This is a genomic window from Streptomyces venetus, from assembly GCF_039540295.1.
Classification (GTDB): domain Bacteria; phylum Actinomycetota; class Actinomycetes; order Streptomycetales; family Streptomycetaceae; genus Streptomyces; species Streptomyces venetus.
This window is the reverse complement of the sequence record NZ_BAABET010000014.1, coordinates 71,993-91,847: the sequence shown is the minus strand read 5'-3', so window position 1 is coordinate 91,847 and position 19,855 is coordinate 71,993. Positions and strand designations below refer to the sequence as shown.

At 73.7% G+C, this 19,855-nt stretch carries 21 protein-coding genes and 1 riboswitch; of the genes, 6 read left to right on the top strand and 15 right to left on the bottom strand.

Annotated features, from left to right (window positions below; genetic code table 11):
• Nucleotides 1-94: 94 nt before the first annotated feature.
• On the top strand, nt 95-1,351 hold the full coding sequence (locus tag ABEA82_RS35320) for a GNAT family N-acetyltransferase (RefSeq protein WP_345665837.1): 1,257 nt from the start codon (nt 95-97) through the stop codon (nt 1,349-1,351).
• On the opposite strand, the gene ABEA82_RS35315 is transcribed toward ABEA82_RS35320, so the two are convergent.
• The gene (locus ABEA82_RS35315; protein ID WP_345665965.1) at nt 1,340-2,569 is read right to left on the bottom strand and encodes a trans-sulfuration enzyme family protein; all 1,230 of its coding nucleotides are present in this window, start codon (nt 2,567-2,569) and stop codon (nt 1,340-1,342) included. The genes ABEA82_RS35320 and ABEA82_RS35315 overlap by 12 nt on opposite strands.
• Nucleotides 2,570-2,636: 67 nt before the next feature.
• On the opposite strand from ABEA82_RS35315, the gene ABEA82_RS35310 reads away from it, so the two are divergent.
• Nucleotides 2,637-3,128 carry an Lrp/AsnC family transcriptional regulator gene (locus ABEA82_RS35310; RefSeq protein ID WP_030835643.1) on the top strand — a complete coding sequence of 164 codons (492 nt, stop codon included), beginning with the start codon at nt 2,637-2,639 and terminating at the stop codon, nt 3,126-3,128.
• A 31-nt stretch (nt 3,129-3,159) separates the two neighbouring features.
• Entirely contained in the window at nt 3,160-4,851 is a 1,692-nt protein-coding gene (locus ABEA82_RS35305; RefSeq protein ID WP_345665836.1) for a DUF885 domain-containing protein, read from the top strand.
• Between the two features lie 59 nt (nt 4,852-4,910).
• Here ABEA82_RS35305 and ABEA82_RS35300 read toward each other — a convergent pair whose 3' ends face one another.
• From ABEA82_RS35300 to ABEA82_RS35290, 3 genes are all read right to left on the bottom strand, one after another.
• Nucleotides 4,911-5,744: an SDR family oxidoreductase gene (locus ABEA82_RS35300; RefSeq protein ID WP_345665835.1), complete on the bottom strand. Its 834-nt coding sequence runs from the start codon at nt 5,742-5,744 to the stop codon at nt 4,911-4,913.
• A gap of 64 nt (nt 5,745-5,808) precedes the next feature.
• Nucleotides 5,809-6,327, bottom strand: a complete 519-nt coding sequence (locus ABEA82_RS35295) for an immunity 21 family protein (protein WP_345665834.1) — start codon at nt 6,325-6,327, stop codon at nt 5,809-5,811.
• 45 nt (nt 6,328-6,372) lie between these two features.
• On the bottom strand, nt 6,373-6,846 hold the full coding sequence (locus ABEA82_RS35290; protein ID WP_345665833.1) for a rhodanese-like domain-containing protein: 474 nt from the start codon (nt 6,844-6,846) through the stop codon (nt 6,373-6,375).
• A gap of 94 nt (nt 6,847-6,940) precedes the next feature.
• Here ABEA82_RS35290 and ABEA82_RS35285 point away from each other — a divergent pair, with 94 nt between their 5' ends.
• Nucleotides 6,941-7,387, top strand: a complete 447-nt coding sequence (locus tag ABEA82_RS35285) for an Lrp/AsnC family transcriptional regulator (RefSeq protein WP_345665832.1) — start codon at nt 6,941-6,943, stop codon at nt 7,385-7,387.
• Between the two features lie 2 nt (nt 7,388-7,389).
• Here the strand turns inward: ABEA82_RS35285 and ABEA82_RS35280 are convergent, their stop codons facing one another.
• The 10 genes from ABEA82_RS35280 to ABEA82_RS35235 form a co-directional block, all read right to left on the bottom strand.
• On the bottom strand, nt 7,390-10,386 hold the full coding sequence (locus ABEA82_RS35280) for an AAA family ATPase (protein ID WP_345665831.1): 2,997 nt from the start codon (nt 10,384-10,386) through the stop codon (nt 7,390-7,392).
• The gene (locus ABEA82_RS35275) at nt 10,383-11,546 is read right to left on the bottom strand and encodes an exonuclease SbcCD subunit D (protein WP_345665830.1); all 1,164 of its coding nucleotides are present in this window, start codon (nt 11,544-11,546) and stop codon (nt 10,383-10,385) included. Before ABEA82_RS35275 ends, ABEA82_RS35280 begins: the two co-directional genes overlap by 4 nt.
• A gap of 184 nt (nt 11,547-11,730) precedes the next feature.
• Entirely contained in the window at nt 11,731-11,904 is a 174-nt protein-coding gene (locus ABEA82_RS35270; protein WP_345665829.1) for a hypothetical protein, read from the bottom strand.
• A 152-nt stretch (nt 11,905-12,056) separates the two neighbouring features.
• Nucleotides 12,057-12,683, bottom strand: coding sequence for a YigZ family protein (locus ABEA82_RS35265; RefSeq protein WP_345665828.1), 627 nt, complete (start codon nt 12,681-12,683; stop codon nt 12,057-12,059).
• Between the two features lie 91 nt (nt 12,684-12,774).
• Nucleotides 12,775-13,059 (bottom strand): hypothetical protein, encoded by a 285-nt coding sequence (locus tag ABEA82_RS35260; RefSeq protein WP_345665827.1) that lies wholly within the window; start codon nt 13,057-13,059, stop codon nt 12,775-12,777.
• A gap of 148 nt (nt 13,060-13,207) precedes the next feature.
• Nucleotides 13,208-13,750 (bottom strand): SixA phosphatase family protein, encoded by a 543-nt coding sequence (locus ABEA82_RS35255; protein WP_345665826.1) that lies wholly within the window; start codon nt 13,748-13,750, stop codon nt 13,208-13,210.
• Nucleotides 13,747-14,514: a hypothetical protein gene (locus ABEA82_RS35250; RefSeq protein WP_345665825.1), complete on the bottom strand. Its 768-nt coding sequence runs from the start codon at nt 14,512-14,514 to the stop codon at nt 13,747-13,749. Before ABEA82_RS35250 ends, ABEA82_RS35255 begins: the two co-directional genes overlap by 4 nt.
• A gap of 57 nt (nt 14,515-14,571) precedes the next feature.
• Complete coding sequence (locus tag ABEA82_RS35245; RefSeq protein WP_345665964.1) at nt 14,572-15,351, bottom strand: ABC transporter ATP-binding protein; 780 nt, start codon at nt 15,349-15,351, stop codon at nt 14,572-14,574.
• Between the two features lie 29 nt (nt 15,352-15,380).
• The gene (locus tag ABEA82_RS35240; RefSeq protein WP_345665824.1) at nt 15,381-16,394 is read right to left on the bottom strand and encodes a FecCD family ABC transporter permease; all 1,014 of its coding nucleotides are present in this window, start codon (nt 16,392-16,394) and stop codon (nt 15,381-15,383) included.
• Nucleotides 16,391-17,407 (bottom strand): ABC transporter substrate-binding protein, encoded by a 1,017-nt coding sequence (locus ABEA82_RS35235; RefSeq protein ID WP_345665823.1) that lies wholly within the window; start codon nt 17,405-17,407, stop codon nt 16,391-16,393. Before ABEA82_RS35235 ends, ABEA82_RS35240 begins: the two co-directional genes overlap by 4 nt.
• 83 nt (nt 17,408-17,490) lie before the next feature.
• A riboswitch (cobalamin riboswitch) is annotated at nt 17,491-17,651 on the bottom strand.
• A 96-nt stretch (nt 17,652-17,747) separates the two neighbouring features.
• On the opposite strand from ABEA82_RS35235, the gene ABEA82_RS35230 reads away from it, so the two are divergent.
• Nucleotides 17,748-18,155, top strand: coding sequence for a CoA-binding protein (locus tag ABEA82_RS35230; protein ID WP_345665822.1), 408 nt, complete (start codon nt 17,748-17,750; stop codon nt 18,153-18,155).
• A gap of 70 nt (nt 18,156-18,225) precedes the next feature.
• Nucleotides 18,226-19,449 carry a 4-hydroxybenzoate 3-monooxygenase gene (locus ABEA82_RS35225; protein ID WP_345665821.1) on the top strand — a complete coding sequence of 408 codons (1,224 nt, stop codon included), beginning with the start codon at nt 18,226-18,228 and terminating at the stop codon, nt 19,447-19,449.
• 1 nt (nt 19,450) lies between these two features.
• Here ABEA82_RS35225 and ABEA82_RS35220 read toward each other — a convergent pair whose 3' ends face one another.
• Entirely contained in the window at nt 19,451-19,810 is a 360-nt protein-coding gene (locus tag ABEA82_RS35220) for an ArsR/SmtB family transcription factor (RefSeq protein WP_345665820.1), read from the bottom strand.
• Between the last annotated feature and the right edge of the window lie 45 nt (nt 19,811-19,855).

Sequence of the window (19,855 nt, the reverse complement as noted above, 5' to 3'; positions counted from 1 at the left end):
TTTGAAGGGTCGATAAAGAGGGCAAGCCGACTCTTTTACCCGCCGGTCACAGGGCGTTTGTGATCACGCAACACCGTTCGGTCACAGTGGGTGCATGACGCGAGAAGTGACCCACGTGACGCATTCTGAAGCCGACTGCCGCCCCGCCACCTCGTGGCAGAAGGTCGCGGCGGCGTTCCACGCCTGGCGAACACGACGCCAGGAACACGCCCCGCCCACGAGTGATACCGGGTCCCTGGCACCGGAGCAGGTGCCGGGGGCGAACACCCTGTGGCGGATGCGGACCACGGTTCAGGAGGAACCGGGGTCTTTGGCGGCGCTGTGCAGCGCCCTGGCCGGACAGCGCGTCGACATCCTCAGCCTGCAGACGCACCCGCTGGCCGAGGGCACGGTCGACGAGTTCCTGCTGCGGGGACCGGACGGCCTGCCGGCGTCCGCGATCACCACGGCCGTCGAGTCGGCCGGTGGTACCGACACCTGGATCGAGCGGGCCGACGCCCACGACCTCGTGGACGCGCCGACCCGGGTCCTCGGGCTCGCCGCCCGTACCGCCCTGGACTCGGCGGAACTGCCGCTGGCCCTCCGCCAGTTGCTGGGCCGGTGCACGATCCGGTCCCTGCCGGCGCCGGCCGGTGACGGCGGGACTCCGGGGAGCCTCGCCGTCGAGGGAGCCCTCGACGACACGGTGATGCGGCTGCGCGCGCTGGAAGGCGGAGTGATCATCGTGGAGCGGCCGTATCTGCCGTTCACACCGACCGAGTTCGCCCGGGCGAGGGCTCTGGTGGAGCTGGACGCCCGGCTCGGACCGCGCCTGCCGCACGGACGGGACGTGTTCACGCTCGCCGAGGGCAGCGACATCACCGTGCGGCGGGCCGACACACGCGATCTCGAAGCGGCCCGGGCGATGCACGAGCGGTGCTCGCCGCGCACGCTGAAGCTGCGCTACCACGGGCCCGTCGGTGACGCCGACCGGTACCTCAACCATCTGCTCAGTCCGCGCTACGGCCGCACGCTCGCCGTGCAGACGGCCTCCGGGCGGATCGTCGGGCTCGGTCACCTCCTGTGGGACGGGGACGAGACGGAGATCGCCCTGCTCGTCGAGGACGCGTGGCAGCGGCGGGGTGTCGGGGCGGAGTTGCTGTCGCGGCTCGTCGCCCTGGCCGTCGAGGCGAGGTGCTCCAGCGTCTATGCCGTGACCCAGGCGTCCAACACGGGCATGGTCGCCGCCATGCGGGGGCTGGGGCTTCCTCTCGACTACCAGGTCGAGGAGGGGACGCTGGTCATCACGGCGCGGCTGGGTGAGGCGGTCGCGGCGCGTGCGGGGGAGCTGGGCAGCGCCTCAGCGCCGTAGGGGCATGGGGTCCGTCGGCGGCCGCACGCCGGTTGTGGCCTGTCGCGCAGTTCCCCGCGCCCCTGGCAGGGACGCGTTCAGGTCCGACCACAGGTCCTCCACGTCCTCCAGGCCGACCGACATGCGCAACAGTCGGTCGGTCACCCCTGCTCCCCTGCGGTCGTTCGTGTCCACGATGCGGTGGCTGATGGACGCCGGGTGCTGGATGAGGGTGTCGACGCTGCCGAGGCTCACCGCCGGGGTGATCAGGCGGACCGCGGCGATCACCTCGTGCGGGTCGCCGTGCACCTCGAAGGCGACCATCGCGCCGCCGATGCGCGGGTAGTGCACGCGGGCGACCCGCGGGTCGGCGGCGAGGCGCCCGGCCAGTTCGGCGGCCGTGGCGGAGGCCGCCCGGACCCGGACGGGGAGGGTGGACAGGCCGCGCAGCAGCAGATAGCCGGCCAGCGGGTGCAGGACTCCGCCGGTGGCGAAGCGCACCTGGCGCAGCCGGCCCGCGAACTCCTCGTCGCAGGCGACCACGCCCGCGAGGACGTCGCCGTGGCCGCCGAGGTACTTGGTGGCACTGTGCAGGACCAGCCGGGCACCGTGCTCGGCGGGGCGCTGGAGGACCGGCGTGGCGAAGGTGTTGTCCACCAGCAGCGGCACCGAGCCGCAGGCGTGCGCGACGGCCCGCAGGTCGACCTCGGCGAGGGTGGGGTTGGCCGGGGACTCGACCAGGACCAGTCCGGTGTCCGGCCGCAGGGCGTCGGCGACGCCGGCCGGGTCGGTCCAGGTCACCTCCGTGCCCAGCAGCCCGGCGGTCAGCAGATGGTCGCTGCAGCCGTAGAGGGGGCGTACGGCGACGACGTGCCGCAGGCCCGTGGAGCCGCGGACGAGCAGGACGGCGCTGAGTGCGGCCATGCCGCTGGCGAAGGCGACCGCGGCCTCGGTGCCCTCGAGGCGGGCCAGAGCGGTCTCGAAGCGGGCGACGGTCGGGTTGCCGAGCCGCCCGTAGACCGGCGGGCCGTCCGGCTCCGCGCCGGTGGTGGCGAACGCGTCGATCCGGGCCGCCTCGCCACGGCTGTCGTACGACGGGTAGGTGGTGGACAGGTCGATCGGCGGGGCGTGCAGCCCCTGCCGGGCGAGGTCGTCCCGCCCGGCGTGCACGGCCTCGGTGGCGAGGGCTCGCGGTGCGGTGCGTATGGCGTCGTGGGCGCGCGTGCTCGTTGTGTCCATGTCCATGGTGGGCAAGGGTGAACATCGGCCGGGCTGCCGGGGGCGGATCCCGTGCTACGTTCGGCCGATGGCTGAATCTGTCGTACTGGATCCGGTGGATCTCCATCTGTTGCGGCTGTTGCAGAACGACGCCCGGGCGACCTACCGGGATCTCGCCGCGCAGGTCGGGGTGGCGCCGTCGACGTGTCTGGACCGGGTGACGCGGCTGCGCCGGTCGGGCGTGATCCTCGGGCACCGGCTGGAGCTGGATCCGGCGAAGCTGGGGCGGGGGCTGGAAGCCCTGCTGTCGGTGCAGGTCAGGCCGCACCGGCGGGAGCTGGTGGGGCCGTTCGTGGAGCGGATCCGGGTCCTGCCGGAGTCGCGGACGGTGTTCCATCTGACCGGTCCCGACGACTATCTGGTCCATGTCGCGGTCGCCGACATGGCGGATCTGCAGCGTCTGGTGCTGGACGAGTTCACGTCGCAGCGGGAGGTGGCCCGGGTGGAGACGCGGCTGATCTTCCAGCAGTGGGAGTGCGGGCCGCTGCTGCCGCCTTCGCCCTCGGCTCAATCCGCGTGACGTGTGCGGTCCGTCGTACGAGGATGGCCACATGTCTGAGATCAAGAGCCAGCTGCCCCGGGAAGTCGCCGACGCCTACGTCGACGAACTCGTCGCCCTCGACCCGATCACCGGTACGTTCCTCGGCGACAAGGAGAGTTCGAGCAGGCTGCCCGACACCTCACCGGCGGGCCAGGAGGCACTCGCCGAGCTGGCGCGCCGGACACTCGCCCGGCTGGACGAGGCGGAGCGGCTGCCCGGTGCGGACAGTGACGTCGAACGTCGTTGCGCGCGGCTGCTGCGGGAGCGGCTCACCGCCGAACTCGCGGTGCACGAGGCCGACGAGAGCCTGCGTTCCGTGAGCAACCTGAGCTCCATCGCCCATGCCGTGCGGCAGGTGTTCACCGTGACGCCGGCGCAGACGGAGCAGGACTGGACCGCGATCGCCGAGCGGCTGCGCGGGGTCCCGGCCGCGTTGGAGGGCTACCGGGAGTCCCTGGCGCTCGGCCTGGAACGCAAGCTGTACGCCGGACCCCGCGCCACGGCCACGTTCGTGCAGCAGCTCGGCGAGTGGGCCGACTCGGACGGCGAGGGACACGGCTGGTTCGAGCAGTACGCGGCCGCCGGGCACGAGGCCCTGCGGTCCGAGCTGGACGCCGCCGCCCGCTCGGCCACCGAAGCGGTCGTGGAGCTGCGCGACTGGATGCGGGACGTGTACGCGCCGACGATCGAGGGCGCTCCGGACGTGGTGGGCCGGGAACGGTACGCGCGCTGGGTGCGCTACTTCAACGGCACGGATCTCGATCTGGACGAGGCGTACGCCTACGGCTGGGCCGAGTACCACCGCCTCCTCGGCGAGATGAAGAGCGAGGCCGAGAAGATCCTGCCGGGCGCCGGCACGCCGTGGGAGGCGCTGGCCCACCTCGACGCGCAGGGCACGCACATCGAGGGCGTCGACGAGGTCCGCGACTGGCTCCAGAGCCTCATGGACGAGGCGATGGACGCCCTCGACGGCACCCACTTCGACCTGGCCGAGCGGGTGCGCCGGGTGGAGTCGCGCATCGCCCCTCCGGGCAGCGCCGCGGCCCCCTACTACACGCCCCCGTCGGACGACTTCTCCCGCCCGGGCTGCACCTGGCTGCCCACCATGGGCGAGACGCGCTTCCCGGTCTACGACCTGGTGTCGACCTGGTACCACGAGGGCGTGCCCGGCCACCACCTTCAGCTGGCCCAGTGGAAGCACGTGGCGCAGAACCTCTCGCGCTACCAGGCGAGCGTCGGCATGGTGAGCGCCAACGCCGAGGGCTGGGCGCTGTACGCGGAGCGGCTGATGGACGAACTGGGCTTCCTGACCGACCCGGAGCGCCGGCTGGGCTACCTGGACGCGCAGATGATGCGGGCCGTGCGCGTCATCATCGACATCGGCATGCACCTGGAGCTGACGATCCCGGACGACTCGCCCTTCCACCCCGGGGAGCGCTGGACGGCCGAGCTGGCGCAGGAGTTCTTCGGCTCGCACAGCAGCCGGCCGGCCGACTTCGTGGAGAGCGAGCTGACCCGCTACCTGTCCATGCCGGGCCAGGCCATCGGCTACAAGCTCGGCGAGCGGGCGTGGCTGCTGGGCCGCGAGAACGCCCGCAAGCGACACGGCGACGCCTTCGACCCGAAGGCCTGGCACATGGCGGCACTGTCGCAGGGGTCGCTGGGTCTGGACGATCTGGTGGACGAGTTGTCCGCTCTCTGATCAGCTCGTCCGCTGCCTGATCGGCTTGCCCGCCGCTGATCGGCTGCTCCGCCTTCTGATCAGCGCCGGAAGCCGCCCTCGGAGTTGATGACCTCCCCGGTGATCCAGCCCGCCTCGTCGGTCGCGAGCCAGGCGATGAGGCGGGCCGGGTCGTCGGGCATGCCCCACCGGCCCGAGGGGAAGCGGGCGGCGACGGCGTCGTAGTCGTCGCCGGTCAGGTAGTCCGTGTCCACGGGGCCGGGGTTGACGGTGTTGACCGTGATGCCCCGCTCGGCGAGCGTCGTCGACAGGGAGCGGGTGATCGAGGCGAGGGCGCCTTTCTGGAGGGCGTAGGCGATCTCGCCCGGCATGCCGCCCGCGATGTCCTGGCCGGAGGTCATCATCACCACCCGCCCTCCGGGGCCGGGGGGCCGCAGCCGGGCATGAGCCTGGATGAGCAGCAGGACCGCGCGGGTGTCGACCGCCCAGTGCCGGTCGAGCATCTCCGTGCCGATCTCGTCCAGGGAGCCGTCGAACCCGCTCTGCGCGTGGTTGGCGACGAGGATGTCGAGGCGTCCGCCGAGGGCCTCGGCGGCCTGGGTGACGAGTTCGGCCGCCACGTCCGGGTCGGCCAGGTCGCCGGGGCTCGCGACGAAGCGGGCCTCAGGGTCGCCCGCGGCCCCGCGGACCGACGCGAGGACGTCGTCGGGGCGGTCGGCGCCCCAGGGTTGGCCGGCGTCGTGCGAGACATGGTGGTGCAGACAGACGCTCGCGCCGTAGGCGGCCAAGCGGCGGGCCACGGCGTGCCCGATGCCGCCACGGCGGCTGGCGCCGGTGACCAGCGCGGTCCGGCCGCGCAGGGGCAGAGGGTCGCGGCGCAGTTCCTCGGGGGTGGGGTGGGGAAGGCGTGGCATGCGTTCATCGTGATCGGTCCGGATCGCCGCCGCACACGGTTTTCCCCACCGGTGGAGCGGGGTGCTATCGCCGCGCGAGCAGCCGGAGCTGGACCAGGCCCAGCCAGGTCTCCGGGCCGGGCTGGACCCGTGCCGCGCGCACCGCGTACCGGCCCGGCTCCAGCGCCACCCGCACGTGATCGGCCCCCGACGGATCGGCTCCGGGCCACGCCGCGTCGAACAGCAGCACCGTCCCCGGAACCTTCCACTGCACCTCCGGCTCCCACTCCGCCCCGTCGAGCGCCGCCGGCACGCTCGCCAGCAGTTCGTCCTCGGAATCACCGGCGCACCAGCGGACGAACAGGCCGTGGTCGGGCAGATAGGCGGTCGCGGCGGGCTCGTCCCCCAGGACCAGCGCGGTGCAGTCGCCGACCGGGAGGAGGCCGACGTGACCGTCCACCTCGCAGGCCCGGTCGTAGTCCGAGGCCGTCTCCTCTCCGTCGGCGCCCGCCCAGAACGGCAGGACGGTCTCCGGTACCGCTATCAGCGGCCCCCCGCCCGACTCCACCCACTCCACAGCACCCGGCTCCGCGTATCGCACCATGGCGCACGAACCTACAGGGTGGACTCGCGGCGGAGGATCAGGGGTTCAGCACCCGCAGTCGTCCGCGCTCACGGGGGCCGTCAGGGGGTCCGGGGCCCGCCGCTCGCGCCCCTGCCAGGTCTCGAACGCCAGCCCCTCGCGCACCCAGTACTCGAAGCCGCCGAGCATCTCCTTGACCCGGTAGCCGAGTTCGGCGAGGGCCAGGGCGGCGCGGGCGGCACCGTTGCAGCCGGGCCCCCAGCAGTACGTCACGACCGGCACCGTCCGGTCGAGGAGCTGCCCGGCCCGCTCGGGTACGAACGCGGTCGGCAGGTGGAGCGCGCCGGGGACGTGGCCCTGGTCCCAGGCCTCGGTGGAGCGAGTGTCGACGAGGACGAAGCCGGGATCGCCGCCGGCGTCGAGTGCGGCGGCGACGTCGGACACGTCGGTGTGGAAGGCGAGACCGGCGCGGAAGTGCGCGGCGGCCTCGGCCGGAGCGGCGGGAGCGACGCGCAGGACGGGGTTCACGGTGGTGGTCATGCGGAAAAAACTACGGCCGCACGCCCCGCCCCTGAAGTGATGATCCCCGGCACTGCGCTTGATCCGCCGGGGATTCCCCTGCTATGTCTCCGGAATGACCGAGTATTCCCCGGACGCCACCGACTGGCGCATCCTGGACGTCCTCCAGCGGGAGGGCCGGGCCAGTTTCGCCGAGCTGGCCCGTGCCGTGTCCATGTCGGCGAGCGCGGTGACCGAGCGGGTGCGCCGCTTGGAGGAGGCCGGGGTCATCCAGGGCTACGCGGCGGTGGTCGACCCCGAGCGGCTGGGTCTGCCGATCCTGGCGTTCGTGCGACTGAGGTACCCGAACGGCAACTACAAGCCCTTCCACGACCTGGTCGCCGTCACGCCCGAGATCCTGGAGGCGCACCACGTCACGGGCGACGACTGCTTCGTCATCAAGGTGACGGCCCGCTCGATGCGCCACTTGGAGGAGGTGTCGGGCAAGATCGGGGCGCTGGGCTCGGTCACCACGAGCGTGGTGTACTCCTCGCCCCTCCCCCGGCGTCCGCTGGGCCGCTGACCTCAGCCGGCGCCGCGCAGCCGCAGTGTCGACCCGGAACGGCCCTTGACCACCTCGAGCTGGGCGTGGATCCGCCGCCGCAGGTCGGCGACATGGCTGACGATGCCGACGCTGCGGTCGCGTTCGCGCAGGGAGTCGAGCACGTCGAGGACCTCGTCCAGGGTCTGGTCGTCGAGGCTGCCGAAGCCCTCGTCGATGAACAGCGTGTCCAGCCGCACCCCGCCCGCCTCGTCCGTGACGACGTCCGCGAGACCGAGGGCCAGGGCGAGCGAGGCGAAGAACGTCTCGCCGCCCGAGAGCGTCGCCGTGTCGCGTTCGCGGCCGGTCCAGGCGTCGACGACGTGCAGTCCGAGCCCGCTGCGGCCGCGGCCGGTGCGGTCGTCGGAATGGACGAGGGTGTAGCGGCCGGACGACATGCGGCGCAGCCGTACGGTCGCGGCGGCGGCGACCTGCTCCAGCCGGGCCGCCAGGACGTACGACTCCAGGCGCATCCGGCGTTCGTTGTCCGCAGAGGTGCCTGCGGCGAGGCCGGCCATCCGGGCGACGCGGTCGTACTCCTCACGCAGCGGCGCCAGCCGGCGTACGGAGGCGGCCGCCCGGGCGGAGAGGCGGTCGAGGTCGGCGCAGCGCCGCTCGGCGGCGTCGTGGGCGGAGGCGGCGTGGCGCAGCCGACGGTCCGCTTCGTCGGCGGCCTGCTGGGCCGCGTCCGGGTCGGCCCGCGGCTCGCGGGCCGCCGCGGCCGTGTCGGCCTCGGCGAGAACGGCCCGTACGGCGGCCTCCTCGTGCTGCCAGGCGTCCAGGCGGCGTTGCAGCTCGCGGTGGGCGGCGCGGTCGAGGAGGGCGTCGGCCGCGGCCTGCGGGGTGTCGAAGCCGGCGCGGAAGGCGGCGTCGGCGAGCCGGGCGTCGGCGTCCTTGAGCCGCTGGGCGGTGTCCTCGGCCACGCGGGCGGCGTCGGCGGCGTCCGTGAGCAGCGCGGTCCGCCGCTCCAGCTGCGCGGCGCGTGCGGCGACACTGTCCAGGGAGCCGCGTGCCCGGTCCAGCTCCTCCTCCAGGGCGGCGCGTTCGCGGTCCAGCCGCTCCCGGTGACCGACCCGGGAGGCGGTGCGCACGGCGGTCTCCTGCCGGGCGGCGAGGCGTCGTTCGTGCTCCTGCCCGGCCTGCCGCAGCCGCTCCTGGGCGGCGTGCAGCTCGGCGGCGGCACTGCGGGCCTGCGCGTACCGCTCCTCCAGGTCCGCGAGTTCTTCGTCGAGTTGCCCGGTCGGTGTGTCACCGGCCTCCGCGGTGGCGGCCGCGAGTGCCTCCCGTACGACGCCGAGGCGCCGTTCGTCCTCGGCGCGCTGTTCGTCGGCGCGCTGGTAGGCGGTGAGGGCGTGCTCCTCCGCCTCGCGGTCGACGTGCCCGGCGACCTTACGGGCGGGAGCGGGGTGTTCGGTGGCGCCGCAGACGGCGCAGGGTTCGCCGTCGGTGAGGTTCGCGGCCAGCTCGGCGGCGATGCCGTTCAGGCGCTGCTCCTTGAGGTCGAGCCAGTGTTGCTTGGCCCGCAGCGTCTCGTCGTGCGCGGTGCGGACCCGGTCGACCGCCCGGTCCGTGTCCTGGGCGAGCTGGTCGCGCGTACGGGCCGCCCGCAGCCGTTGCCGCGCGGGATCGCGCCGTTCACCGAGCTGCTCGGCGAGGGCGGCGGCCCGCTGCGCGGAGTCGACACGGTTCTGGAGCGCGGTGCGCCGCTCCTCCCAGCCGTCGAGCCAGGCCTCGGCCTCCTGGAGGAGGTCGGCGTCGGCGCGTTCCTGGCGGTCCAGGCCGGCACGCTCGTCGAGGAGGTCGGCCAGTCGTCGCTCGGCACGGCGGGCCGCGTCGAGCCCGCCCAGTTCCTCGGCGGCCCGGCGTGCGGCGGCTGCGAGTCCGGCCGCGCCCTCGTCGGCGTAGGTCTCCGGCAGCAGGGCCCGCGCGCGTGTCTCGGCGGCGGCTGCCCGGCGGTGTTCGGCCTCGGCCGACTCCCGCAGGTCGAGTGCGGGCGCGACCGCCTCGGCCTTGCGGGAGCGCTCCATGCGCGCCTGCGCCTCCCGGTACGCCTCGGCGCCCTCCTCCAGGCGCGCCGCGCGTTCCCGCGCCTGCGCGTGCCGCCGCTGGAGCCGGGCGAGTTCGCGTACGTCGTCGAGGGCGCGGTCGGCGGCGGCCTGCGCGGACTCGGCGGCGGTGAGGGTGAGCTCGGCGACGGTGAGCTGTTCGCGTGCGGTGCTGCGGGCGACGGCCGCCGCACCCAGGACCGCCTCGGCGAGTCCGGGTTCGCCCGGGGTCAGCTCCGGCAGCTCCATGGCGTCGTCCGCGGCCTGCTGCATGCGGTGGGCGTCGGCCAGCAGTTCGGCGTCCCCGTCCCGTACCTGGGCCTCGGTGGCCCGGCGGCGCTCGGCGAGGCGCTTCTCGACGTCGGCGAAGCGGCGGGTGTCGAACAGCCGGCCGAGCAGTTTGCCGCGGGCCTCGGCGTCGGCGCGCAGGAACCGTGCGAACTCGCCCTGCGGCAACAGGACGACCTGGCAGAACTGTTCCCGGCTCATGCCGAGCAGCTGGGTGATCTCCTCGCCGATCTCCTGGTGGGAGCGGCTGAGGTCCTTCCAGGCCCGGGCGGTGGGGTCGTACTCGCGGAGCCAGGTCTGGGCCTTGTCCAGGGTCGTGCCGGTGCCGCGTTTCTTGGGGCGTTCCCAGGGCGGCTGCCGGGTGATCTCCAACCGGCGTCCGGCGACGGTCAGTTCGAGGACGACCTCGGTGCGGGTCGCGGGCGCGGCGTGGTCGCTGCGCAGGGTGACGCCCTGTCCGCCGCCCTGCCGGGCGCCCGGCACCGAGCCGTACAGGGCGTAGCAGACGGCGTCGAGGACGGAGGTCTTGCCCGCGCCGGTCGGTCCGTGCAGCAGGAACAGCCCGGCCGCGGACAGCTCGTCGAAGTCGACGGTCTGGGTGCCTCCGAAGGGGCCGAAGGCGGTGACCGTGAGCCGGTGGAGCCTCACCGGGCCACCTCCCGTACGGTCTCGTCGGTCCGCACGGCGTCGAACGCGTCCCGCAGCACGCCCTGTTCGCGGGCGTCGGGTCCGGCGCCGCGCACGTGGGCGACGAAGTCCTCGGCGATCTGCTGGTCGGTGCGGCCGGCGAGACGCCGGGCGTAGGACACCTCGGGGTCGTCCTCGGCCCGGTCGGGGTCGAAGACGAGGCTGAGGGTGTGCGGGAAGCGCTCGGTGAGGCGGGCCATGGGGTCGGCCGGGCGGATCGCGTCGGTCAGCGTCGCCTCGACCCAGGCCTCCTCGTGCCGCGCGAGTTCCGGGTCGGCGAGCAGGTCCTCCAGCGGGCCCCGGATCCGGGCCAGGGGGCGCGGCACGGGGCAGTCGAGGCGCTCGGCGTCGACGGTGCCGTCGGCGGCCAGGTCGACGAGCCACATGCTCTTGCGGTGGGTGGCCTCGGAGAAGGAGTAGGGCAGCGGGGAGCCGGAGTAGCGGACGCGGTCGGTGAGGGTCTGGCAGCCGTGCAGATGCCCGAGCGCCACGTAGTCGACGCCGTCGAACACGCCGGCGGGCACCGCCGCCACACCGCCGACGGTGATGTCCCGCTCGCTGTCGCTGGGTTCGCCGCCGGTGACGAAGGCGTGCGCGAGGACGACGGAGCGGGTGCCGGGCGCGCGCGTGGCGAGGTCGGCGCGGACCCGGTCCATGGCGGCGGCCAGCACGGCTTCGTGCCCGGCCTTCTCCACGCCGAACTCGTCCTTCACCAGCGCCGGTTCGAGGTAGGGCAGCCCGTAGAAGGCGACGTCTCCCCGGGCGTCGGCCAGGACCACCGGGGTGCCTGCCGCCGAGGGCTCGGTCCGCAGGTGGATCCCGGCCCGTCCGATCAGGCCCGCCCCGACGCCCAGCCGGCGGGCCGAGTCGTGGTTCCCGGAGATCATCACCGTGGGCACGCCGAGGGCGGCGAGCCGGTGCAGGGCGTCGTCGAACAGCTCGACGGCGGCGAGCGGCGGCACCGCCCGGTCGTACACGTCCCCCGAGACGACCACCGCGTCCACGGCCCGCTCCCGCACGGTGGTGACGAGGTGGCCGATGAACTCGGCCTGGGCGCCGAGCATGTTCACCCGGTGGAACGACCGGCCGAGATGCCAGTCGGACGTGTGCAGCAACCTCAAGACGCCGCTCCGACCTGCATGTCTCCCCCTGCTACCGCTCCACGACCCGGGCGAGCCGGTACGGCCCGCTGTCAGCACCCACCACGCTAACGCGTGCGGGCACCTGGTCCACCACGAACCTCGGCACACCACGCATCACCGGCGTGGAATCACCGGAATTGTCCGTGATCGCGGGTGGATCGGGTCACTCCGGGGCGATGTCGCACTCCCGCATCCACCGGTCGAGGTACAGGGCGGTCTCCAGGCCGTTGCGGTGCAGCGAGCAGCGCCTGGGTCCGGTCCGCAGGTCCTTCTCGTAGAGCTGGTCGGCGGTGGTCGGGTAGGGGCTCTTCCGCCGTTCCAGCACGAACCTGGGCACGATGTCGCGGGTGGCCCGCTTCGGATCGCGCCACGCACCATGGCCACGCCCAGCCCGGCACGCGCCACGGCCCCAGGGACCACGCCGCGGCCCACAGATGCGCGACGGCCCGGCGGACTGGATTCAGACGCCCCACCGGTCATGACCGCGCGTCAGGCGTCGCCGTACGTCTCCCCGCCCGGTTCGAAGGCGGCCGTTCCTGCCGTCGCGTCGGCGAGCCATGTCCGGAAAGCGGGCACGTCGGTGTCCGGGAGGGCGATCTCGAGGGTGACCGCCTCCCCGTAGCGGACGTCCCGCACCTCGCGCCCGGTGGTGCGCAGGTCGTTCTCGAGCTTGCCGGCGCGCTGGTGGTCGACGGTGACCGTGGCCAGCCGGAACCTGCGGCGCGTGCGCGTACCGAGGGTGTCCAGCGCCTCGCCGACCGCTCCGCCGTACGCCCGGATGAGGCCGCCGGCGCCGAGCTTGACCCCGCCGAAGTAGCGGGTGACGACGGCGACGACGTACCGCATGTCGCGGCGCAGCAGCATCTGGAGCATGGGGACGCCGGCCGTGCCACCGGGTTCGCCGTCGTCGCTCGCCTTCTGGACGGAGGCGTCGGCACCGATGACGTAGGCCCAGCAGTTGTGGTTGGCGTCCGCGTGCTCCTTGCGGACCGCGGCGATGAAGTCCTGCGCCTCCCGCTCGGTCGCGGCCGGGGCGAGGGCGCACAGGAAGCGGGAGCGGTTGACCTCGGTCTCGTGCACGCCCGCGCCGGCGACCGTGCGGTATTCGTCCTGCATCCGGCCAGCCTAATGCGGTGATCGAGGGCGTCCCGCCCCCGCGGCGCCTCCGGCCGGCTCCGCCGGAGCCTCCGCCGCGCCGGGACCTCCGCTACGCCTGGGCCACGACCTCACCGGCCGTGACCTGCGGCGGGTTGGGCAGCAGCTCGGCGAGACGGTCCCGTACGAAGCCGCCTGCCCGTTGGGTCGACTCCTCGGCGCCGGCCCGGTCCCGGAAGATGCTGATGGACACCATCACCCCGCCACCGGCGTCGACCCAGTAGTAGGCCACGAACCCCGGGACCTGCTGGATCAGCGGCAGGAACCCCTCGTTCACCCGGCGTCCCGCCTCAGCCGGGTCGGTGACCCCTTCGTACCGCCGAAACACTGCGTGCATGGCTCGTCTCCTCATGGATCGCAAGGCGTTCTCCGAGGCCGTTCTTCGCGGCCGTCCCTCGCAGACGGCGTACCCGCCACGGCACCCTCGCCCAGCCCGAGCCCGGGCAAATCACCGGAAAGGCCCCACACCTGGGCGCGTGACCGGGCTACTTCTTCGCGCCCCGGGGAACGGTCACGGACGTGAGCAGCGCGCTGCCCGGGGCGAGGTCCGTCCAGGTCCCGCCGTGCCAGGACAGGACGGCGATCGCCGAGGTCGGGAACTTCGTGCGGACCTGCTCCAGGGTGTCGTCGAGGCCGTCACCGGCGAGTGCCAGGACCAGTTCCTCCAGTCCGGGGTTGTGGCCGATCAGCAGCAGCGTCTCCACCTCGGCGGGCACCTCGTGCACGACGGCCAGCAGCCCGGCGGGGCTCGCGGCGTACAGGCGCCGGTCGTGCCGGACCGGCGGCGGTGTGCCCCACTCGGCGGCGGCGAGGTCCCAGGTCCGGCGGGCGCGTACGGCGGTGGAGCACAGGGCGAGGTCCGGCAGGCAGTCGGCCTCGGCCAGGGCCCGCCCGGCGGCGGGGGCGTCCCGGCGGCCGCGCGGGGCCAGGGGGCGCTCGTGGTCGGCGACGTCCACGGGCCAGGCGGACTTGGCGTGCCGCAGCACGACCAGGCGGCGCAGCGGGCGCGCCGCGGTGCGGTCGATCATGACGGGGATCCCAGATCGCGGGTGAGGTCGAGGCCGAGGAGCCGGTCGACGTAGGCGTAGGTCTCGAAGCGTGCGCCGTCCGGCAGGTCCGGATCGGTCTCCACCTGGCGCAGCACGTCCAGCACGCGGGGGACGTCCAGGTCGTCCTCCCAGGCGTCCCGCAGCCGCCCGCGCACCTCGTCGGGGACAGGCCGTGAGGGTGACTGGGCCCAGCGGGCGACCGCACGGCGCCAACGGGTGAGGGTGGCGCGGGCCTCGTCGAGGACGGCCGTCTCCAGCCGGACGGGGGTGTCGTGGTGCCGGGCGAGCAGGGCGAGGCGCAGCACGGCGGGGTCGGTGTCGTCCGGTGTGCCCGGGTGCTCGGGGTGAGCCGGGGCGACATCGACCCGCACCCCGTCGGTCGCCACCGCCCCGCTCTCACCGGACACGTGGATCACCTGAGCCTCACCCAGCCCGGCGCTCACGTCGGTGCTGTCCTCGAACGGCCGGATGCCGAGCTCCGTGGCGCGCGCTCGCAGTTCAGCCTGTCGCCGGCCACCGGTCAGCAGGGCCCACACCGGGGTGCCGCCGAGTTCCAGGGTCCGGACGAGCACGTCCGCGACGAGCAGCACCCTCAGGTCGGCCGTGTCGAAGCCGGGCGCGTGCGCCTCGACACGGGTCAGGCCCCGGCGGGCGGGGGCGGCGTCGACCGGCTCGCCGGTACGGGCGTCGATGATGCGCAGCACGAGGCGAGCGTAGGCGGGTGAGCGCGCGCGTGCAGGCATGTCCGGCACTTTCCGGCCACCGTGGCGGGATTCCCCCACCAATGACACGGTCACCGCTCATGCCAGGGTGCCGAGGAAGCGTACGTGGGGCCGGCGTTCGGGACCTTCACGGCTGACGGCGGCCCGGACGCCGTACACCTCTGCGATGAGCTCCTCCGTGAGGACGTCACCGGGGTCGCCGGACGCCACGACCCGGCCCGCGCTCAGGACGACGACGCGGTCGCAGTACATCGCCGCGAGGTTGAGGTCGTGCAGGGCGACGACGGTGGTGACCGGCAGGCCTGTGACCAGGGCGAGCAGGTCGAGCTGGTGGTGGATGTCGAGGTGGTTGGTGGGCTCGTCCAGGAGGAGTTCGCACGGCTCCTGGGCGAGCGCGCGGGCGATCTGCACCCGCTGGCGTTCGCCGCCCGAGAGGGTGTGCCAGGGCTGGCCGGCCCGGTCGGCGAGGCCGGTGCGTTCCAGGGCGGCACGCACCGCCCGCTCGTCGTCCGCCGTGCCGGCCGTCCAGGCGCGACGGTGCGGCACCCGGCCCAGCCGGACCACGTCGACGACCGTCAACTCGACCTGTGTGTCGGCCTGTTGCTCGACCACCGCGAGGCGGCGGGCGACGGTACGGCGGGGCAGGTCGCCCAGCGGGGTGCCGTCGAGGGTGACGACCCCGGCGGTCGGCGTGAGCAGCCCGGCCAGCAGCCTGAGCAGCGTGGACTTGCCGGAGCCGTTCGGGCCGAGGACACCGACGGTGGAGCCGGTCTCCGGCGCGAGGACGACGCCGTCGAGGATGAGGCGCCCGTCGGCGCGACGGCTGATCCGGTCGGCCCGGAGCCCGGCGCCCTCCACCGGCTCCCCCGCACGCGTCCGCACCCGGCTCACCGCACCCTCCGTGTCCGGTACAGCACCGCCACGAACGCCGGCACCCCGATCAGTGACGTCACGACTCCCACCGGCACCTCCTGCGGATCCAGGGCTGTTCGGGCCAGGGTGTCCACCCACACCAGGAACACCGCACCGGCGAGGGCCGTGACCGGCAGCAGCCGCGCGTGGCCGGGACCGGCCAGGGCCCGGGCGGCGTGCGGCAGGACCAGTCCGACGAAGCCGATCGCCCCGGCCGAGCTGACCAGCGCGGCCGTGAGCAGGGCCGTGACGCACAGCAGCACCAGCCGGGTGCGGGCCACCGACACCCCGAGGGCGGCCGCCGCGTCCTGCCCGAAGGCGAAGGCGTCGAGGGTACGGGCGTACGACAGGCACACCCCCAGCGCCACCGCCAGGACGGCCAGGCACAGCCACACGTCGGTCCAGCCCGCGCCGCTGAGCGAGCCGAGCAGCCAGAAGAGCACGCCACGGGTCGTCTCGGCGTCGGCGGAGGTCAGCACGACGAAGGAGGTGAGCGCGGAGAAGAGCTGCATGGCGGCGACACCCGCCAGGACGACCCGGTCGGTGGTGCCGCCCAGGGTGTGACTGAGCAGCAGCACCAGCGCGAAGGAGACCAGGGCGCCGAGGAACGCGCCGGCGGACAGCGAGAGGGCACCGCCGCCCACGCCCAGGACGACGACCAGGACCGCGCCGGTGGAGGCGCCCGAGGAGACGCCGAGGACGAACGGATCGGCCAGCGGGTTGCGCAGCAGCGACTGCATCACCGCCCCGCACACGGCCAGCCCCGCGCCGCACACGGCCGCGAGCAAGGTGCGCGGCAGGCGCAGCTGCCAGACGATGCCGTCCCGGATCGGCGTCAGGTCGGAGCTGCCGAGCCCCAGGTGGGCCGCGGCGACGGACCACACGTCGGTGACCCGGATGTCGGCCGGGCCGACGGTGATCGCCAGGGCCAGGGAGACGACCAGCAGGAAGACCCCGCCGGCGCCGAGCGCCAGTGCGCGAACGGTCACTTCGCGAGCCCGAACTCGCGCAGTCCGGCGGCGACCTGCTCCACGCCCTCGACCGTGCGGATGGTCGGATTCATGGCCTGCCCGCTCAGCAGCACATACCGCTTGTGCCGGACCGCGTCCATGTTCCTGGTGACGGGGTTGGACTCCAGGAAGGCGATCTTCTTCGCGGCCGACTCCGCGGTCTGCGACTCGCGGGTGAGGTCTCCGATGACGAGGACGTCCGGATCGCGGTCGGCGACCGTCTCCCAGTTGATCTGCGGCCACTCCTCGTGCGTGTCGTCGAAGACGTTCTTCGCGCCGAGGGCACGGGTGATGATGCCGGGCGCTCCGCAGCAGCCCGCCATGTAGGGCGACTCGGAGTTGGCGAACCAGTACAGGAGGGTGACGTCGGAGGCGTCGATGCCCTTCGTGGCCTTCGCCATCCGCCGCTGGAGGGAGGCCACGAGGTCGTCGCCGCGCTTCCTCACCCCGAAGACGGTCGCGAGGTCCCGTACCTCGCCGTAGATCGTGTCGATGCCGAGCGCCCCGGCGCGCGTGCCGTCGCCACCGGCCGAGTTGTCCTTTTCGGCGCAGTCGGACGGGGAGACGTAGGTGGGCACGCCGAGCTTCTCGAACTGCTCACGGGTGGCGACGCCGCCCTTGCCGAGGGTGGAGACGAAGGACGCGGCGACGAAGTCGGGGTCGGCGTCCAGCACCCGTTCGAACGACGGGTTGTCGTCGGCGATGCGCGGCACCTTCGCGTTCGCCTTCGCCAGGCCCTTCATCACCGGGTCGGTCCAGGTGGCCGTGCCCGCCATGCGGTCGGCGAGGCCGAGGGAGAGCATGATCTCGGTGGTGCCCTGGTTGAGGGAGACGGCGTGCTCGGGCGCGGCCGGGACGCGGACCTCGTGGCCGCAGTTGTCGAGGGTGACGGCGGCCTTCACGGTGTTCGGCTGCGCGTCGCCGCAGCCGGCCAGGAGGAGGGAGCCGGCCGTGAGCAGGACGGCGGCGCGGGCGGGTCGGGCGAGGGGCACGGACACCAGTCCTCAGTCGTCGAGGGCCCGATCGCGGAGCCCGGTCGTACGGTGCTCCCCCGCCGCGTGCGGCCGCGGGGGCCGCCAGCAGGTCTTCGGACTCGGGTTCACCCGGTGCGGGACGCCTTCCCGGACGACTCGCACGCCGTCCAGTGGCCGAGGCCCCGCCCGTCCCCCTCACCGCTGCGCGTCAGTTCCGGATTCGCACCGGATTCCCTGACCCACGTACATGGGTTCGACTGGCCTCGGCAAGCTATCACGGGGGCCGCCGGGGAATCACCGCGCGCCCTGCGCCGTTCTCCGGAGAGCAGGTCATTCCCGAGGTCGGAGGAGGCCGCCGGTGTACGGCGACGAGGAAACGGTCCGCAGGATCCTCACGGAGCTGGGCGACACCTGGGCCGTGGTGGGCCTGTCCTCGAACCAGGCGCGCGCGGCGTACGGCGTCGCCGCCGTGCTCCAGCGGTTCGGCAAGCGCGTCGTGCCCGTGCACCCCAAGGCGGAGACGGTGCACGGCGAGCGGGGGTACGCGAGTCTCGCGGACATTCCCTTCGACGTGGACGTCGTGGACGTGTTCGTGAACAGCGACCTGGCCGGTGCGGTCGCGGACGAGGCGGTCGCCAAGGGCGCCCGGGCCGTGTGGTTCCAGCTCGGGGTCGTCGACGCGGCGGCGTACGACCGGACCCGCGCGGCGGGCCTGGAGATGGTGATGGACCGCTGCCCGGCGATCGAGATCCCCCGACTCGGGTGACCGCGGCGGTCCCCGAGGCGGGGGCCCACCGGCCCGGGTCGCGTGCGGGGCGTGCCTCCATAATGAGCCCATGACCCACGCCGCCCCGCCTCCGAACTCCTGCACGCCGCAACGTTTCCCCGTCGTCGTCGTGGGCGCCGGGCCCGCCGGGCTGACCGTCGGCAACATCCTGCGGGCCGCGTCCGTGGACTGCCTGGTGCTGGAGACCGAGACCCGGGAGTTCGTCGAACAGCGGCCCCGGGCCGGCGTCATCGAGGAGTGGGCCGTGCGCGGCCTGGAGAAGCGGGGCCTCGCCCGGAACCTGCTGGACCGCGCGGAGCTGCACACCGCGTGCGAGTTCCGCTTCGAGGGCGAGCGGTTCCGGTTCCCCTTCGGCGAGCTGACGGGAAGTCACCATTTCGTCTATCCACAGCCGTTGCTGGTGACCGACCTGCTGCGTGAGTACGCCGACGTGCGGGGCGGGCAGGTCCGGTTCGGGGTCCGGGACGTGCGCCTGCACGACATCGACAGCGACCGCCCCTCGGTGTCGTACACCTGCCCTGAGACGGGTGAACAGCAGGTCGTGCACTGCGACTTCGTGGCCGGCTGCGACGGGGCACGCGGGGTGACCCGGGCCTCCCTGCCGCCGGAGCGGGTCCGTGTCGCACGGCACGACTACGGGACCGGCTGGCTGGCCCTGCTCGCCGAGGCCCCGCCCTCCGCCGACTGCGTGCTGTTCGGCTGCCACGCGAACGGGTTCGCCGGGCAGATGCCGCGCAGCCCGGAGGTGACCCGCTACTACCTCCAGTGCCCGCCGGGCGACGACCCGGAGAACTGGCCGCACGACCGCGTATGGGCCGAGCTCCAGGAGCGGCTCGGGGCGACGGGTGTGCCGCCGCTGACGGAGGGCCGGCTGATCGAGAAGCGCGTGCTGGACATGCACGACTACGTGGTCGAGCCGATGGTGCACGGCCGGCTCCACCTCGCCGGCGACGCGGCCCATCTGGTCGCGCCCATCGCCGCCAAGGGCATGAACCTGGCCCTGCACGACGCCTTCCTGCTCGGCGACGCGCTGGTGGCCCACCTGAACGACGGTGACGACAGCGGCCTCGGCGGCTATGCGCAGGCGTGCCTGCGGCGGGTGTGGGACTACCAGGAGTTCTCGCAGTGGCTGGCCGAGGTGTTCCACGGGCCGGCGTCGGGCGACCCGTTCCGCGCGGGCACCTCGATCGCCCGGCTGCGCCGCCTGTTCTCCTCGCCCCTGGCGGCCGCCGCCTTCGCCGAGAAGTACCTCGGGACGGCCGCGCGGCACTGACTCAGTCGTGGACGGGCCGGTCGGTGAGCCGGTGGTCGGCCACGTTCAGGGCCTCGTCCACGAGCCGGCGCAGATGGCCGTCGCGGAGTGAGCAGATCACCCGGCGGCCCTCCTTCCGTGTGTTCACCAGACCCGCGAGGCGCAGGCGGGCCAGGTGCTGGCTGACGGCCGGCCGCGCCGCCCCGCACGCCTCCGTGAGCGTTGTGACATCGGCCTCTGCCCTGGTCAGGGCGTGCAGCAGGGCGAGCCGGGTGCGGTCGCCGAGCAGGGCGAGGAGTTCGGCGGCGAGCGCGAACTGTTCCTCGCCCGGGGTGCGCGGATACGCATCGTCCGCAGGTGACAGGTGCATGCGTGCGCTCATACGCACATAATGGCGCCATGGGCGTGGGCACGTCCACGCGCGCAC

What these genes read in the sequence shown, in the direction of transcription:
- ABEA82_RS35295 (WP_345665834.1), bottom strand. Translation starts at nt 6,327, where the DNA reads ATGGTGCGATACGCGGAGCCGGGTGCTGTGGAGTGGGTGGAGTCGGGC.
- ABEA82_RS35300 (WP_345665835.1), bottom strand. Translation starts at nt 5,744, where the DNA reads ATGCCACGCCTTCCCCACCCCACCCCCGAGGAACTGCGCCGCGACCCT.
- ABEA82_RS35320 (WP_345665837.1), top strand. Translation starts at nt 95, where the DNA reads ATGACGCGAGAAGTGACCCACGTGACGCATTCTGAAGCCGACTGCCGC.
- ABEA82_RS35305 (WP_345665836.1), top strand. Translation starts at nt 3,160, where the DNA reads ATGTCTGAGATCAAGAGCCAGCTGCCCCGGGAAGTCGCCGACGCCTAC.
- ABEA82_RS35310 (WP_030835643.1), top strand. Translation starts at nt 2,637, where the DNA reads ATGGCTGAATCTGTCGTACTGGATCCGGTGGATCTCCATCTGTTGCGG.
- ABEA82_RS35285 (WP_345665832.1), top strand. Translation starts at nt 6,941, where the DNA reads ATGACCGAGTATTCCCCGGACGCCACCGACTGGCGCATCCTGGACGTC.
- ABEA82_RS35225 (WP_345665821.1), top strand. Translation starts at nt 18,226, where the DNA reads ATGACCCACGCCGCCCCGCCTCCGAACTCCTGCACGCCGCAACGTTTC.
- ABEA82_RS35255 (WP_345665826.1), bottom strand. Translation starts at nt 13,750, where the DNA reads ATGATCGACCGCACCGCGGCGCGCCCGCTGCGCCGCCTGGTCGTGCTG.
- ABEA82_RS35260 (WP_345665827.1), bottom strand. Translation starts at nt 13,059, where the DNA reads ATGCACGCAGTGTTTCGGCGGTACGAAGGGGTCACCGACCCGGCTGAG.
- ABEA82_RS35220 (WP_345665820.1), bottom strand. Translation starts at nt 19,810, where the DNA reads ATGAGCGCACGCATGCACCTGTCACCTGCGGACGATGCGTATCCGCGC.
- ABEA82_RS35265 (WP_345665828.1), bottom strand. Translation starts at nt 12,683, where the DNA reads ATGCAGGACGAATACCGCACGGTCGCCGGCGCGGGCGTGCACGAGACC.
- ABEA82_RS35250 (WP_345665825.1), bottom strand. Translation starts at nt 14,514, where the DNA reads ATGCCTGCACGCGCGCGCTCACCCGCCTACGCTCGCCTCGTGCTGCGC.
- ABEA82_RS35315 (WP_345665965.1), bottom strand. Translation starts at nt 2,569, where the DNA reads ATGGACACAACGAGCACGCGCGCCCACGACGCCATACGCACCGCACCG.
- ABEA82_RS35290 (WP_345665833.1), bottom strand. Translation starts at nt 6,846, where the DNA reads ATGACCACCACCGTGAACCCCGTCCTGCGCGTCGCTCCCGCCGCTCCG.